Annotated in this window: 13 protein-coding genes; 1 reads left to right on the forward strand and 12 read right to left on the reverse strand. The window is 41.8% G+C overall.

Going from position 1 to position 16,347, the window contains the following annotated elements; all coding sequences use genetic code 11:
* Positions 1-3: 3 nt before the first annotated feature.
* From VB077_RS06480 to rimO, 5 genes are all read right to left on the reverse strand, one after another.
* On the reverse strand, positions 4-1,260 hold the full coding sequence (locus tag VB077_RS06480; RefSeq protein ID WP_323414408.1) for a competence/damage-inducible protein A: 1,257 nt from the start codon (positions 1,258-1,260) through the stop codon (positions 4-6).
* A gap of 193 nt (positions 1,261-1,453) precedes the next feature.
* Positions 1,454-2,926, reverse strand: a complete 1,473-nt coding sequence (locus VB077_RS06485) for an AAA family ATPase (RefSeq protein ID WP_323414409.1) — start codon at positions 2,924-2,926, stop codon at positions 1,454-1,456.
* 13 nt (positions 2,927-2,939) lie between these two features.
* Positions 2,940-3,458 carry a hypothetical protein gene (locus VB077_RS06490; RefSeq protein ID WP_323414410.1) on the reverse strand — a complete coding sequence of 173 codons (519 nt, stop codon included), beginning with the start codon at positions 3,456-3,458 and terminating at the stop codon, positions 2,940-2,942.
* 206 nt (positions 3,459-3,664) lie between these two features.
* Positions 3,665-4,222 carry a CDP-diacylglycerol--glycerol-3-phosphate 3-phosphatidyltransferase gene (pgsA, locus tag VB077_RS06495; protein ID WP_323414411.1) on the reverse strand — a complete coding sequence of 186 codons (558 nt, stop codon included), beginning with the start codon at positions 4,220-4,222 and terminating at the stop codon, positions 3,665-3,667.
* On the reverse strand, positions 4,219-5,547 hold the full coding sequence (gene rimO / locus VB077_RS06500) for a 30S ribosomal protein S12 methylthiotransferase RimO (protein ID WP_323414412.1): 1,329 nt from the start codon (positions 5,545-5,547) through the stop codon (positions 4,219-4,221). Before rimO ends, pgsA begins: the two co-directional genes overlap by 4 nt.
* A 182-nt stretch (positions 5,548-5,729) precedes the next feature.
* Between rimO and VB077_RS06505 the strand changes: the two genes are divergently transcribed.
* Positions 5,730-6,308: a hypothetical protein gene (locus tag VB077_RS06505; protein ID WP_323414413.1), complete on the forward strand. Its 579-nt coding sequence runs from the start codon at positions 5,730-5,732 to the stop codon at positions 6,306-6,308.
* Here VB077_RS06505 and VB077_RS06510 read toward each other — a convergent pair.
* The 7 genes from VB077_RS06510 to VB077_RS06540 all read right to left on the reverse strand — a co-directional run bounded on the left by VB077_RS06510 (position 6,301) and on the right by VB077_RS06540 (position 16,137).
* Positions 6,301-8,169, reverse strand: a complete 1,869-nt coding sequence (locus VB077_RS06510) for a YgiQ family radical SAM protein (RefSeq protein ID WP_416337036.1) — start codon at positions 8,167-8,169, stop codon at positions 6,301-6,303. The two genes, VB077_RS06505 and VB077_RS06510, sit on opposite strands and share 8 nt — an antisense overlap.
* A gap of 154 nt (positions 8,170-8,323) precedes the next feature.
* On the reverse strand, positions 8,324-8,815 hold the full coding sequence (locus VB077_RS06515; RefSeq protein WP_323414415.1) for a YajQ family cyclic di-GMP-binding protein: 492 nt from the start codon (positions 8,813-8,815) through the stop codon (positions 8,324-8,326).
* A 49-nt stretch (positions 8,816-8,864) separates the two neighbouring features.
* On the reverse strand, positions 8,865-9,674 hold the full coding sequence (locus VB077_RS06520) for a RodZ domain-containing protein (protein ID WP_323414416.1): 810 nt from the start codon (positions 9,672-9,674) through the stop codon (positions 8,865-8,867).
* Positions 9,675-9,775: 101 nt separating this feature from the next.
* Complete coding sequence (mnmH, locus tag VB077_RS06525; RefSeq protein WP_323414417.1) at positions 9,776-10,858, reverse strand: tRNA 2-selenouridine(34) synthase MnmH; 1,083 nt, start codon at positions 10,856-10,858, stop codon at positions 9,776-9,778.
* Between the two features lie 64 nt (positions 10,859-10,922).
* The gene (locus VB077_RS06530; RefSeq protein ID WP_323414418.1) at positions 10,923-13,325 is read right to left on the reverse strand and encodes an FtsK/SpoIIIE family DNA translocase; all 2,403 of its coding nucleotides are present in this window, start codon (positions 13,323-13,325) and stop codon (positions 10,923-10,925) included.
* Positions 13,326-13,474: 149 nt separating this feature from the next.
* Entirely contained in the window at positions 13,475-14,170 is a 696-nt protein-coding gene (locus tag VB077_RS06535; protein WP_323414419.1) for a ClpP family protease, read from the reverse strand.
* 152 nt (positions 14,171-14,322) lie between these two features.
* Positions 14,323-16,137 carry an LTA synthase family protein gene (locus tag VB077_RS06540; protein ID WP_323414420.1) on the reverse strand — a complete coding sequence of 605 codons (1,815 nt, stop codon included), beginning with the start codon at positions 16,135-16,137 and terminating at the stop codon, positions 14,323-14,325.
* Positions 16,138-16,347 lie beyond the last annotated feature (210 nt).

The raw sequence follows: 16,347 nt of genomic DNA on the forward strand, positions 1-16,347 counted from the left end.
TAACTATAATGTGCTCCTTTCAACCTTTAACATAAATTGACGAACTAAATCTAGGGCAGCCTTTACCGACAATTGCCGAATTGACTCCCTCTGACCATGAAACTGAAATTTGCTCGCTTGGACGCCTTCCGGTGTGGCCAATCCGATATAGACTAAGCCTACCGGTTTTTCATCGTTTCCACCACCTGGACCGGCTATTCCTGTAATTCCGACCGCAAGATCAGACCCCGTTCGCTCTTTCACTCCTACAGCCATCTCACATGCCGTTTCTGGACTAACCGCACCATACGTTCGCAATGTTTGGGGATTAACTCCCAGAAACTTCTCTTTTAATGAATTAGAATAACTTACGACCCCACCCAAATAAAATTCAGAACTACCGGGCTCTTGCGTTAACATTGCTCCCAGCAGTCCTCCCGTACATGATTCCGCTGTAGAGATCATTTTTTGCTGGGATTTTAAAAGTCCATTTACAATTCCCAACATGGTTTCATTATCCGTTCCAAATACCCCAGCTTTCAAACGTTCCCTGATGATCCGCTCCGTCTTATCTAAAAGTACTTTAGCTTCCTGTTCATTCTTTTCGCGTACAACCAAGCGGACATGCATTTCCGAATGTTTGGCAAGCAACGTCATCCCCAGTTGATCATTTCCCATCAAATCCTGTAAGGCTTCTTCGATCTCCGATTCTCCCAAACCAAAAATTTTAACCACCCGGCTATACATCCGTTTCGTATCGTTCGCAACGAACCTTACCAATATTGGCAATACGAATTGCTCAAACATGGGTGTCATTTCAGCGGGGGGGCCAGGCAAGATCACAACCATCTTTCCCTTGTGCCGGATAATTGCACCTGGGGCGGTCCCGTAATCGTTTTTAAGGATTATTGAACCTTCAGGGAAATAGGCTTCTTTTTCTTCGGTTTTAGGCATAACTGAGCCACGGCTCGAAAAAAAGTGCTGGATTCGCTCCAAGCTTCCAGGATCGAGCTGTAATTTCAAGCCTAGAACCTTAGCGACTAATTCCTTTGTCATATCATCAACAGTGGGTCCTGTTCCACCGGTCGTCAAGACCAGTTCCGAACGGTTAATAGCCTGCTCCAGAACCTGTTCAAGGCGTTCACGGTTATCCCCCACTGTGGTATGGTAATCGACTTCAATTCCAAGCTCTGATAATTGGCCCGTTAAATAATGGGCGCTGGTATTTAGAGTTTGTCCGAGTAGTATCTCGGTACCCGTAGCGACAATTTCAGCTTTCATAATATTTTATCACTCTCCACCATTAAACGCAAACTAATGCATTTTTATCCATCTATCAGGGATTCTCCTTCTTTTAAGGATTCCCACTGCTTTCCTAATTATTTCTTATCATAAAATTATTATCCTTTAATAACCTTAAAAAAAGATTGCCGCACGACAAACATTTATTTCATCGTGCAACAATCTTCTCCATTTACGCTACCGTATTGAGGTAAGAACGGAGTTTTTCCCCGCAGATACTTTCCTCCACTTGTAAAACATCCGCAACCTTTCGTAGTACCGCTTTTCCTTGGGTTATGATCTCCCGGGTTCTTGCCTCAAGTGTATTGAGAATATCGTGGGTCACTTTCACCCTTTGATCTGCACTCAGTTTATTTACATCGACAATCCCTAACTCTGACATACCTGAAGCGATCATTTTTTCAACTAATCGCAAAGATTGTTCATAGTCTCCTGCTGATCCTGTGCTGCGCACCCCTAAAATGGCTTCTTCTGCTAATGCACCGGCCAGGGCAATCATTATTTGCTCTTCGATCATCCCTTGGGTATAAAGATAAAGATCATCTTTCGGATAATGGCGGACATACCCTAAAGCATTTCCTCTTGAACGAATGGAAATCTGGGAAACCGAATGAGGATGAACACTTTCTGCAAGTAAAGCATGACCACTTTCATGAACTGCTACCCGTTGTAATTCCTCCTCAGTCGGTTTACGATCAAGTTTTTCTCCTAATAATACTTTTTCCACGGCTTCACGGAAATGCCGCATCTCGATTTTCTGAGCGTCATCACGTAATGCAAAAACAGCGGCTTCATTCGAAACACTTTCAAGATGTGCCCCAGAAAAGCTGAATGTTTCTTGAGCAATCTTACCTAGATCAACATCTTTTGCTAACGGTTTATTGCGGGTATGGATGTTAAGAATCGCCAATCTACCTTCCTTATCCGGTAAATCAACTTTAACTTGGCGATCAAAGCGGCCCGGTCTCAGCAACGCCTGGTCAAGGGCTTCAGAGCGATTCGTCGCTGCGAGTACCAATATTTGAATATCCTGTTCTATCCCCAATCCATCCATTTCAACCAAAAGCTGGTTTAGGGTTTGATCATATTCATGGTGTGATACATTACTTCCACGCTTCGCTCCAAGAATATCAATCTCATCAATAAATATAATCGAGCTCGACTTTTTTTCTTTGCGTGCCAGATCTTTAGCTCTGCGGAATAATTTGCGAACGCGTTCGGCACCGACCCCTGCATACATTTCCACAAATTCGCTGCCCGATATGGCAATAAAAGCTGAATTAGTATAGCGTGCGGCGGCCTTTGCTAAAAGGGTTTTGCCTGTTCCCGGCGGACCGGATAAGAGAATTCCCTTCAGCGGACGAATTCCCAGTTCCTTCATGCGTTCTGAATATAACAGAAAATCTAAAGCTTCCTTCAATTCCTTTTTAGCAGCGCTCTGACCGCCGATATCCTCAAAATCTACAGAAGTATCAGAGATTTGAATTCCTCTTCCCGCTGTATTTAATCCTTGTTTTTGGATGACCATTTTCCAGATAATAAATGCCCCAATGCCTACAAGCCCCAAAGGAAATACATTATAACCAATCACCCCCAAGAAAAAGAAAATTCCAATTCCGGTGCCTAATGCTATATCAATCCCCATTTTTCCTCACCTCTTACTGACCTTCCGACTGTAGATACTTTCCTTGACCGGGGCGTTCGACAACTTCAAGTAATTGGGCTTGTCCTTGGGTTAAGTTTACATAAATTCCTTCACTGTCCATCGACAGCTCAAGAGTTACCCCAGCTTGAGACGCCAGTTGCTGTAACATTTCTTCCATTTGTGTAAAATTACCGCGCACAATACCTTCTTGCAGCGAAAATTGCATTTGGGACATAAGTTTCTCTAATTCCGGCGTTCTCTGATCCTTAATACGAATGGGATGCTCTCCTGCGAGTGTTTCAAGCTGTTGTCCTGCTTTTTCAAAATCTTCTATATGGTTAGTCGTCACTTCAAGGACTTTTTGCCCATTTTCAGATATTAGTTCAGCCGAAACGACACCGGGTATCTGACGCCCATTTTTGTTCAACTGTCCATTAGTATAAGTATTTCTATAGATAATTTGGCCGCCCAATAAGAGACCAAAAACGAGAATACTTACAAGACTAACTCTCATAATTCTCTGTCTCATCATAGCCGTGTGTACCCTCCGTTTCACGAATTGATCGAAATAAGCGCTCCGATATGTCATCTGAGTATATATCACATTATAGCATTGAATATATATATATCGGTCATATAAATATTGCCTCAATCAGTGTATATTGGGTTCTGAGGAAAAATAAAGAAGGATTCATCATTTAAGAGAATCCTTCTTACTATTTTCCTAATTCCTTTATTTTACTTGCGGAATAGCTTCTTCATTTTTACCATATAATCTACTCCCGAAAGTACCGTAAAAAATAGGGCGATATAGAGGAAAGGCTGACCTATAGGAATATGTATAAGTGAAAACGGCCAATCTTTTAGAAGTATGGCTGAAATTGCAATGACCTGAGTAACCGTTTTTATCTTCCCAAGCTTACTCGCAGCGATAACAACTCCATCAGCCGAAGCAATTGCTCTTAATCCGGTAACGGCAAACTCCCGTCCAAGGATCACCCAAGCAATCCAAGCCGGCACATCTCCAAGTTCAACCAAGGAAATCAATGCGGCCGATACAAGAAGTTTATCTGCTAAAGGATCCATAAACTTACCAAGAGTCGTAACCTGGCCGCGTTTACGGGCAATATAGCCATCCAACCCATCTGTGGTTGCGGCCAGAATAAAAATGACTGCGGCGACAATATCTTGATAGGGAAAAATTGTATGACCTTTTGCATCTTGAATCAATAAAAAGGCCATAAAAATCGGTATTAATATAATACGGGCTAATGTCAGTCGATTGGGCAAATTCACGGAACAACATCTCCCATTAAATCATAACTATCCGCTTCATGGATTTTGACTTGACTAAATTCACCTATTTCCAGTTCCAGTGAGGAGTTAATATAAACCGAACCATCTATTTCAGGCGCATCTCCTTCCGTACGCCCCAAGAAACGTCCATCCGGTAATTTTTCTTCAACTAAAACCTTTAATGTTTTCCCAATCCAACGTTGTTGACATTCCAGGGCAATCTCCTGCTGAAGCTGCATTAGATCGTCCCGTCGTTTTTCACGCACTTCTAACGGAATCTGATCCTCCCGCTGCGCCGCCGGTGTCGATTCTTCTTGTGAATACGCAAACGCACCTAAACGATCAAAACGAACCCGCTTAACAAAAGCAAGTAAATTAGCGAACTGTTCTTCGGTTTCTCCCGGAAAACCCGTAATCATCGTTGTTCTGATTCGAATATCTGGCATGGCTTGACGTAATTTTTGAATTAATTCTTCCGATTCTTCACTTGTTCCCCGACGATTCATTTCTTTCAAGATCTGATTATCCGCATGCTGCAGAGGTAAATCGATATAGCGGCAAACCTTCGGAGTTTCCTTCATAACCTGAATAAGCTCATCGGTAAACAAATCGGGGTAGCAATACATCAGACGAATCCACTCTATTCCTTTAATCTCAGCAACCTTCCGGATTAAAGAAGGCAGCCTGAATTCTCCATAAAGATCCTTACCATACCGTGTTGTATCCTGGGCAATCAGGAGAATTTCCTTAACGCCTTCTTTAGCCATCTGCTGAACTTCACGTAAAATAGATTCTTCAGTCCGGCTTCGAAAATGTCCTCTTACCTTTGGTATAACACAATAGGTGCAAAAGTTGTCGCATCCCTCGGCTACTTTTACATAGGCATAATGATTCGGAGAAAAGCGCTGCCTTGGCATTATTTCATTATAAATGAACTGAGGAGCTTCTTGATTCACATGTTTGGTTTTATGATTTTGAGCCTCTTCAATGACTTCAAGTATCTCTGCCAGATTGCCTGTTCCTAAAATTCCATCAAGTTCAGGAATATCTGCCATCAGCTCATCACCATAGCGTTGAGCTAAACAGCCTGCCGCAAGCAAAGTCTGACAATGACCCTCTTGTTTGTACTGCGCCATTTCAAGAATAGTATCAACAGACTCCTCTTTTGCACTATCAATAAATGTACATGTATTAACGACAATAATATCTGCTTGTTCGGGTTTCTGAACCACAACATATTTTTCACTGATCCAACCTGTCATGACTTCACTGTCAACTTGATTTTTCGGACATCCTAATGTTACAATTGCGACTTGTTTACTCAAAATTGCACCCCAATATCTACTTAAGCTCATGCATTCTTCTAATAGTATAAACCAACTTCTTCTAACGGTCAAAAACTATATTGGAACTATATTGAACGTTGAGTTTTAGAAGGGAAATTTATTTCTATAATATATTTGTGTATAATAGACTTGAATACTTTATGAGTGAGGCGTTTTTAACAATGAAAGAACTTTCTCCCCTTGATTTATGCGGTTGCGGAGATACGGGTTATTTAACCCAGCGGACGATCCCGATTGACTTGGCCCAAGGTTTAGGCCATATTCACCAAGTACCCGTCTATCACTGCGGCAATAAACTTTGTGACCAGTATTCTCTGCCTTCGCCGGTTGTTTCTCGAATTGATGACTTAGCTGATATGATGGAAGAAAAGAATCTCAATTCCATAAATTTTACTTGGGAAGATCAAGAGGAAAGTTCTCAGGATTTTGCATCTCTGATCGAGGGCTTTTTTTGGAAATTCATTAACCGTAAATACGCGGATGCAACTGTGATTTTTGTCATCCCAGGCCAATCCATCGTTTTTCAGAGTCATCTGGACGATTCGGAATTTTATAACCTTCAATATCTCCGAAAGGATGAAAAGGGTGCTTGGTTTTCTTTCTCCAAGTTCTATTCGGATGTGCGCCCCACGGCAGAGGACTTTTTAGATTTTGAACCGACTTTCAATAAGGAATTAGGGGTTCTTGCTTTTGAGGAAATCGAAGATACCCTATTAGACGAGTTTGGCGCAATTATTTAGTATGGCGTTTCTTAAACTTTGTTCTGTTCGGTCGGCCGAGGTTCTCTACCTTCCTCGTATTCTTAGTATTACCTGTACTCTTCTGAATACTCTTTGACTGTGCTCCTTTTCTGGGACGGATCAGGCATTTTGGTCCATAGCCAATAAGATCCTCACGATGAGCCCTCTTCAATGCTTTTTCAACGAGTCCGTAATTTTTCGGATTTCGATACTGAATCAAAGCCCGCTGCATCGCTTTTTCTTCCATGCTTCGAGGAACATAGACACTTTCCATTGTACACGGATCTATTCCTGTATAGTACATACAGGTTGAAAGAGTTCCCGGAGTCGGAATAAAATCCTGGACTTGCTCCGGATTAACCCCCATATCACGGACATATTCCGCTAATTCAATCGCCTCGCGCAGACCGCTTCCCGGATGGGAAGACATTAGGTAAGGAACCAGAAACTGTTTCTTACCTAATTCATTATTAATATCCTTAAATTCCTTAACAAAGGTATCATAAACCTTTCTTCCCGGTTTACCCATTCTTTGAAGTACATGGTCGCTGACATGCTCGGGGGCTACTTTTAATTGTCCGCTAACATGATATTGACAAAGCTCACGTAAAAAGTCGGTATTCTTATCAGCAAGGACTGCATCATATCGGATCCCCGAACGAACAAAGACCTTCTTAACCTTAGGTAAGCTTCTCAAACGCCGCAATAGTTGAATATATTCTCCATGATCCACATCGGCTTGCGGGCACAGCGAGGGATAAAGGCATTGCCGGTGAGGACAAGCACCCCGCTTAAGCTGCGCCTCACACGCAGGACGCCGGAAATTGGCGGTAGGTCCACCTACATCATGAATATACCCTTTGAAATTGGGATGCCACGTTAAGCGCTCTGCTTCCCGAAGTATGGATTCTTGACTGCGGCTTTGTACAATTCTGCCCTGGTGAAAGGTAATCGCACAAAAAGAGCAGGAACCATAACAGCCCCGTGCACTGACTAAGCTAAACTCGACCTCCGTAATAGCCGGAACTCCGCCGTCTTTTTCATAGCTCGGATGATAGGTCCCCACGTAAGGCAAGGCATAAACCGCATCCATCTCCGACTGTGTGAGTGGATATCCGGGAGCATATTGTAAAACTCCTCCCTTGCCATGCGCTTGGAACATGGCCTTGCCACGAATAGGATCCTGTTGGTTATATTGAATCCAAAACGCTTCGGCATACCTGCGTTTATCTTCTGCAACCTCTTGATATGAGGGAAGTTCAATAACCCCTTCAGGCAGCTCATCTTTCCAATGAACCATTGTACCCCGAATCCCTTGAATATCACGAACCGGAATCCCCTCATTTAATTGCTTAGCAATTTCGATAATGGCCTTCTCACCCATTCCGAAAACGAGGATATCCGCCTGGCTGTCCATAAGGATTGAATTTTTGACCTTATTACTCCAAAAATCATAATGAGCAAACCGACGCAAAGACGCTTCGATCCCCCCAATCACAATAGGAAGTCCGGGATAAGCCTCACGGACACGATTGGAGTAGACTACAGTAGAATGATCCGGCCTTAATCCCGGTTTTCCGCCGGGAGAATAAACATCTTTGGAGCGCCTTTTTTTTGCCGCGGTGTAGTGGTCAACCATGGAATCGAGATTTCCTCCCGAAATAAGGCAAGCCAATCGAGGACGTCCTAAAATTTTAAAGGATTCGAGATCTTTCCAATCCGGTTGAGCAATAATCCCTACCTTATACCCCTCTTTTGCGAGTATCCTGGAAATTATTGCGATTCCGAAGGAACAATGATCTACATAAGCATCCCCGGTAACGAGCAGAAAATCCAGTTCCTTCCACCCGTGTTTTTTCATATCTTCTTGACTTATCGGTAAAAACTGTGGCTTTTTGATGAATATCACTCCAGTTCTATTGCTCAGTTTAAATTACAAAGGGCTGTTGCACTGTGAACAGAAGGTCCATCGCGCAACAGCACCATCCTAAAACGTCTTCTAATGCTATTTTCCTTTATCGATAATTGATAAATTGCAGGTCAATTCCTAAATCCTGCTTGCGGAGGAGAGCAATTACAGCCTGAAGGTCATCTTTGTCCTTGCCGGAGACCCTAAGTTGATCTCCTTGAATAGAGCTTGATACCTTAATCTTGCTTTCTTTGATCAATTTATTGATTTGCTTGGCTTTGTCCTGTGAAATACCCTGAACCAATTTCACTTCTTGACGAACTGTATCGCCTGCGGCAGACGTTACTTTGCCATAATCCAACGCCTTTAAGGAAACTTGTCTTTTTACAAGTTTACTCTCAAGAATATCGACAACATTTCGCAATTTAAAATCATCATCCGAAACTAAGATAATTTTATCGTCTTGAATTTCGATTGAAGATTTGCTGTTTTTGAAATCAAAACGTTTTTCAATTTCCTTTTGTGCTTGGTGAACAGCATTGCTCACTTCCGGCATTTCAACCTGGGAAACAATATCGAATGATGATTCTTTAGCCAAATTCATTCTCTCCTTATTTAAGGTCGTAATTTTATGTTTTTTGTTAAAATTAAGGGTTTTTAGCGGTTTGAATTTGCGCTGAAACTTGGTTTAAGGTTTCTTTATTAAAAACGACATTGCGAACCACTTGTCCGGATGCCCCCAGACTAGGCATACTCTTCCCATTGAGAGTGATTGTTACTCCTCCGGCATTACCAACCGTAACAAATTCGATTTTCTCCGCTGCCGTCAGTTCTTTTGTTGTTCCCGAGGAAAACGTTCCTTCAAGTGCCGGTTTTCCATCAACATTAACGACTAACCAGCAAGTTTGGGTAAATACAATTTGGGCTTTTAAGCCGTCTGAGGTCGCTTCAACAACGTTGGCTGGGGTCTGTGTGTTCGCCGGGGGTTGAGCAGGCGTAACCTCTTCCGTACTTTTAGGTTCCGTCTGAGGAGCGCTCGGCAAAGGTACAGGCGTATAGTCTGCCGTTGGTACTTCCCCTTGCGGCTTGTTGCTCAAAAACGCAATCCCTGCCACTGTTCCTAATGCAAGAAAACCCAATAATACCGCCGTTACCGGACGAAACCATACAGGTCTTTTAAAGTGAATAACTTTTCTTTCAACGGGTTCACTTTTCGGTTGAAGAACCGGCTGACTCTCTTTATAGAGTTCCAGCACATCCTCAGGATTTATCCCAAGATATTTAGAATAAGTCCGTAAAAAGCCTTTAACATAAGTTGCGCCAGGCAAAATTCTATAATCCTCATTTTCCATAGCTTCAAGATAACGTACTCTGATTTTTGTTATATCCTCAGCTTGGATTAAGCTCCATCCTTTTTCTTCACGTGCTGCCTGAAGGAGTTTTCCCTCGCCTGCCATTCAAAACCCTCCTTAATATTTAGCTCACGTCAAAGGACTGTTTACCAGCCCAAGTAAAATATTTCCGAATAACTTAAACGCGCAAAATAATTCTACTAGAATTATTTTGCGATATTAGAAATTTCATCTTGTACCGGAGTCCCGGGTAGTGCTGCGCTCTTTTCCAGGAAATCCTCCAAATTCCGTATTGCTTGATCCTGAGCCGTCTGATTCACCTCGAATACATACTCAGAACTTGGTTTATTAGGATATCCATAAAGGGCATCATAATATTCGAGCAGATTTATCGTGAAATCTTCTAATTTTCCTTCATCTAATAGTAAATTATATTGTTCGATTTTCTTATGACCCAAATTTTTCTCAAGACGCGCGAAAGCTGCCCGGATTTGATCCAGCGCATTAGGAATTTCGGTATACTCCCGAAGAAGCCGATTTACACGATTAGAGATTGAATCATATATAAGGATTTGCGTGCCTTGCTGCATTGCTTTGTAAAACTTCATCGGTAAGGTAACACGACCAATGCGTTTGCTCTCACATTCGACAATGATATACGAATGGCCCTTGGCTTTGATCTCCATTAACTCCTCATAGAGCAAGGATTCAAATTTCTTTTGTGAAGGAGCTGACCCTAACCCAACATCTCCAAAAACTGAGCCACGATTATTCGCTAATTTCTCCAAATCGATCGCCGGATATCCATCACTTTTTAAACGCTTGAGGATCTCCGTTTTACCTACCCCGGTATTTCCTCTGAGAACAAAAAAGCTAAATGACGGATCCTGTTCAAAAAACTCAACGATCTTTTTTCGATAAGACTTATACCCTCCCTGCAGACGGTAAACAGAAACTCCCATCAAATCCAAAACCGTTGCTACGGATTTGCTTCTCATCCCGCCGCGCCAACAGAAAAGAACAAGAGGGCCTTCTTCCGCCCAAAGCTGGGCTTGTTTAACCAAGTCAGGCAATTTAGGACCAACAATTTCTAATCCTTCTTCCTTTGCCATGGCCGGAGAGATTTGAGTATAAGTAGTTCCCACACGAGCCCTTTCTTCATTATTGAAAAGGGGCAGGTTAAGCGCACCCGGTATAGTGTCTTCCAGATATTCTCCTTCAGAGCGTACATCAACAAGAATCGGATTCTTTAAATTCTCCAATTCATCTACAACAATTTCGTTAATCATAAAAAATCCCTTCTGGATAGACTGTATTCTCTTTAATCATAATGCCTGCCCGCCAAATCCGCAACTATTTGCCGACAATTTCATCCATTAAACCAAATTTTTGTTCGAATTGACCTTTCGTGATAAGAACTTCACGAGGTTTGGAACCCTCATATTCTCCAACAACGCCTTTTTCCTCTAATAAATCCATAAGACGTGCCGCCCGCGTATACCCAATTCTCAAGCGCCTTTGCAATAAAGAAACAGAGGCATTTCCGGATTCGATAAATAAAAGTGCGGCTTGATGGAAGAGCTCGTCCCCTGCCGTTTCAACTTTACTGTTACCAATTTCAATGTTTGGGATCTCTTGATATTCGGGAGCAGCTTGACTTTGTAAAAACCGAACCACGTTTTCGACTTCTTTATCCGCCAGAAAACAGCCTTGAACACGAACAGGTTTACTGGAACCCATGGGTGAATAAAGCATATCCCCTCGTCCTAATAGTTTTTCCGCCCCATTCATATCCAAGATTGTTCGTGAATCCGTCTGTGACGAAACGGCAAAAGCGATTCGCGAAGGAATGTTGGCCTTAATCAATCCTGTGATGACATCAACAGAAGGTCTCTGAGTTGCAATAATAAGATGAATACCTGCTGCTCTCGCCATCTGAGCTAAGCGACAGATCGAATCTTCAACATCACCCGGTGCAACCATCATTAAATCAGCAAGCTCATCAATTATCACAACAACATATGGTAAAGGAGGCACATTCTCTTTCTTTTCTTGGGTTTGTAAGAAGTTATAGCGTACGATATCACGAACTCCTGAAGCTGCAAATAACTCATACCGTGTTTCCATTTCCGTAACAATCCATTTAAGCGCCCCTGCTGCTTTCTTTGGGTCTGTTACGACCGGAGCAATAAGATGGGGAACCCCATTGTAATTCGTGAGCTCAACCATTTTAGGATCAACGAGTAAAAATTTGACTTCGTCCGGACGCGCTTTAAATAAAATACTGTTAATTAACGTGTTCACACAAACTGATTTTCCGGAACCGGTAGCCCCTGCAATCAGTAGATGGGGCATTTTTGTTAAGTCCGCAATAATCGGAGTACCGGTAATATCCTTACCCAAAGCTACGGATAATTTGCCCTTAGCATTTTGAAATTCAGGCGTTTCTAGGACTTCCCTGAAATGAACCATCGAAATCTCCCGGTTTGGCACTTCGATTCCGACGACCGATTTTCCGGGAACCGGAGCTTCAATCCGAACATCTGATGCAGCTAAGCCTAAGGCTATATCATCAGCAAGGTTGGTAATACGGCTTACTTTTACTCCCGGAGCAGGTTGTGCTTCATAGCGCGTAATAGCAGGTCCCTGGGTAACATGGGTGACTTTCACTTTAACTCCAAAGCTGCCCAAAGTATCCTCAAGGATTTTAACATTATCAGCAAGATCCTTATTAATTCGTGAATTTTTTACCTTAAGCGACTTCTGCAATAAGGTTAAATTCGGTAATTGATATGTTGCGTTATCTTTCTGGATCTGCCGTGAAATCGGGGTTCCGGTCAGTTTGCCGGGAGGCATGATATCCCCTTGATCGTGATTCACGGTTCCGGTATCTTTAGCCTCTGTGAATTCAAAGCTAGATTGTCTGGGTTCATCTTCGATTTTTGGGGATTCCATTTCTGCCTCTGCTAAATCGTCACTATCATGCAACGTTTGAATAATCAACGGACGTTCCACAACATCAGGATCAAGAGCCTTATTGCCGGATGTATCCTTGATTTCCTTTTTCTTAGACCCCTTTATCGTTTTCTTAAGGTTCTGTTTCACAGTTGTTTCCGTTTCCTGATTATCGATCTCATCCTCTTCGGCCTCGGGATCTTGAACAACATAGATAAATTCTCCTATTTGTTCCTTTATCCACGCTCCGATATGTTCAGTCATTTTTTGCGCATCATGTATTTCATCAATCAGCGAACGGTTAGTGGCAAGTAAGGCACCTATCAAAGCTAACATGATCAAAATAACATAGCCTCCGGCAATCCCTACCGAAGATTTCAGAACAATAGCAATACCTGCCCCAACTATGCCCCCACCCAGCCCATCTTTGCCGGCCTGCCAGAGATCGGCAGGAGAGAAAGCCGCGACTCCCGGAAGCTGAAAATGAAGAACTCCCTCCAGAACAAACCATAGTAAAAGTATGCCGCCAATCCGCCACCCATTATTCCGATGGCGTTGATTCATATATGCGAAACCCCAAAGTCCGAGAAGAATAAGAACCCAAATCCTCCCTCCTCCTGCCAAAACAGTCAGAGCATAGTTTAACTTTTCGCCGATAAATCCGCTCGATTTAGAATAGAGCAAGACAATTCCCAGAGCTGCCAAGCCCAAAGCCAATATCCCAACAACTTCATGCTGTACCGTTTCTTTTAATGTTGGTCTTTTCTTAACCGTGCGGCGTGGTGTCTTTCGCTTCGCCACAATAATTCCCCCACACCTTCTTTTGAGAATATCCATATCTTACCTAATTGTTTATCATCTCTTAATAGTATAATATAGAAACTTAATTTGTGCATTTTATAATGTATTATTGTACGAAAAAGCGGGCATCAATGCCCGTTTTTCATCCTTTAAATCCCTTTTTGCTTCTCTATCAAACTTCTCATTTCGGCATAGGCCTCTTTTAAACCGCCGACAGCATCAATTAAGCCAACGTCAACAGCATCTTGACCAATTAAAATTGTTCCGATATCCTGAGCTAATTCACCCGTCGCAAACATCAATTTTTTCAATTGTTCTTCCGATACTTTTGAATGCTGAATAATAAAGCTATTAATTCGCTCTTGCATCTTTTGCAAATACGAAAACTGTTGATGCCCATTGATCACTAAACCGGTATAACGAATCGGGTGCACGGTCATCGTCCCTGTCGGAGAAATAAAACTTTTACTGCTGCTGACGGCAATTGGGATCCCGATACTATGTCCGCCTCCCAGAACTAAGGATACACTGGGTTTACTAAGGCTGCTCACCAGCTCGGAGATTGCCAGACCCGCTTCTACATCTCCTCCGGCAGTGTTTAGAATAATAATGAGTCCCTCGATCTTTGGATTTTGCTCCACCGCGACCAATTGCGGAATCACATGCTCGTACTTTGTCGCCTTAGATTGTGCGGGTAAAATCTGATGTCCCTCAATCTGACCAACAACAGTCAGGCAAAAAATATTTTCTGTCGGTTCCGGAATCTGAATCTGTCCTAACTCCTTGATATTTTCAACTCCCGAATTTCTATACCCTTCTTCAAGACCTTCGTCGTTTTTTAGCATGAGCATGACACTCCTTCTTCCCTATATCCATTCAACTTAACCCAAGATCAAGTTTTAGCTCGACCTGAACAAAGTTTCCTTTATATTATGGAAGGCTCGTATCATAAACATACTCGTCAAGAATAATTAAATTTACCAGCCTATATTAATTTTCATTCTTTAAAATAATTACTTCTGAGAATTAGGTCAGATAGGGCTAACCCCTGAATTTTCTTATTCTGATTCTCTTCTGAAACAGGCTTTCCAATATATTCTCCATTCGCAAGAACTGCAAAATCTCTCTGAGTATTCAAGAGATTCCGTCCGAAGGTCGTGTTGTTGTATTCTTTTTCAGGAATTCCCATCAGATAGGCTATGGTAGGCAGAAGATCAATTTGTCCGCCTGTGGTCTCGACTTCCCGGCCTGTTAAGTCTTTGTTATAGATGATCAGGGGAACACGTTTAGAGTTATCAAGCCACCAACTTTCAGGATCGTTCATCGCTTGAACTTCATCATCATAATATTTATGCACCCCTGTATGATCTCCATAGATAACTACGGCGGTATTTTCTAGAATCCCTTTTTCTTCAAGCGTATTCATAAAGATTCCCAGTTGCTCATCGGTATAATGAATGCTTTGGAAATAGCCCCCTAACTTAGTTTGATTGAACTGATCCTCGAGATCCATCGTTTGAAACTGTTCCGGTAAATCAAAAGGACTATGACTCGATAACGTTACCATAAAAGTATAGAACGGTTCTGTTTCTTGCGTAATAAGCGGAATGACTTGCTTTAGGTAGCTTCCATCACTTACTCCTAACCCAATCTGTTCATCTTGATTAAAGTAAGAGGCATCTGTCGTCTTCTCGAAACCAATCCCCTCAAGCGCATTCTGCCAATTCCACAAAGCGCCTTTATCTGCGTGAATGGCTTGGGTGCTATAACCTTGGTCTTGTAAAAGCTTCGGTAATGAATTATACGTATTCTGGGGAAAGCGAAAGAACGTTGCTCCGTTGCGTGCAGGATATACTGAAGTATTCGTCATCAGTTCCGCATCTGAACTATTTCCGTTATAAACTTGCTCATAGTAATTTGAAAAGTAAAAGCTGTTATAAAGTAATTTGTTGAGATTAGGGGTGATCTCCTGCCCATTTATTGATTGATTGATAACAAAGTTCTCCAGGGATTCAACCTGAATAACGAGCAAATTCTTGTCTTTGAAAAGCCCGGCATATTGGTTTGGCGGTAAGTCCTCATTTTTATCATCAAACCAAATTTTCATTTGTTCTATTTCTTGGGTCGTTAGTGTGTATTCATTTGTATCCTTTAAGTAATTATAAGCATCATAAAGGTGATATCCAAAAGGGGATAAATTCGTTAATGTTTGATTCGGTGCCCATGCTACTCTGAAAAGCATGGTATCATCGTTTCCTTTGAGGTCAAGTTGGACATGCTGATAATAAATACCGGATATTGAAAGACCGAGTAAAAGAAAAAACAATAAAAAGCTTCTTTCCGCTCGGATATAAAGTTTAGACACGCGCAGGCCAATAAGGCCTATAACCATTAAATCAACGACAAAAAACAAGTCAATCGAACGAAGCATAGAAATGATCGATGACAAAAGATTATCTAAATTTGACGTTTGACTTAATGAATAGGGTGAAAGGAAACTTCCGAATCCTCGGTAATACATTAAATCGGCGATCAAGGATAAAGAGAGGATAAAATTAATACCAAATAATGCCCAATAGTGACGTTTCCCTTTAAAAAGATAGGCAAAACTGAGAAAAATAATAATAAAGAATACATATACGCTCAGCGGCGGTGGTGAACTAAAACTACGAAAAGCACTGAGTGAACTAAAATGTGTCCCATCATTATTAACCAAACCAATAAAAAGAATAGATTTAAGCAATAATGAAATAATCGTTATATAGAATAATCCATCTTTTACTAAGAAATCCAACTTTGCCCTGAGGTTCATTCCCTTTTTCTGAGGGACCGGAAGCAAGGGGGCTTGACCTAGTTCCCTAGATTGATAAACTAGGTTATTACTGAAGTTTCGCACCCCTTTAGGTGCTATTAGGTAAAGTTTTTGCAAACTCAAAATTGTAAATTACAACTCGTTATTACTTTTTAGCTAGCCTTTTCAACGTTTTTTAGCTGATTATTTAAAAAAGAATTCTCGAAAAGC

The organism is Desulfitobacterium sp. (genome assembly GCF_034927245.1).
In the GTDB taxonomy this organism is placed as follows: Bacteria; Bacillota; Desulfitobacteriia; order Desulfitobacteriales; family Desulfitobacteriaceae; genus Desulfitobacterium_A.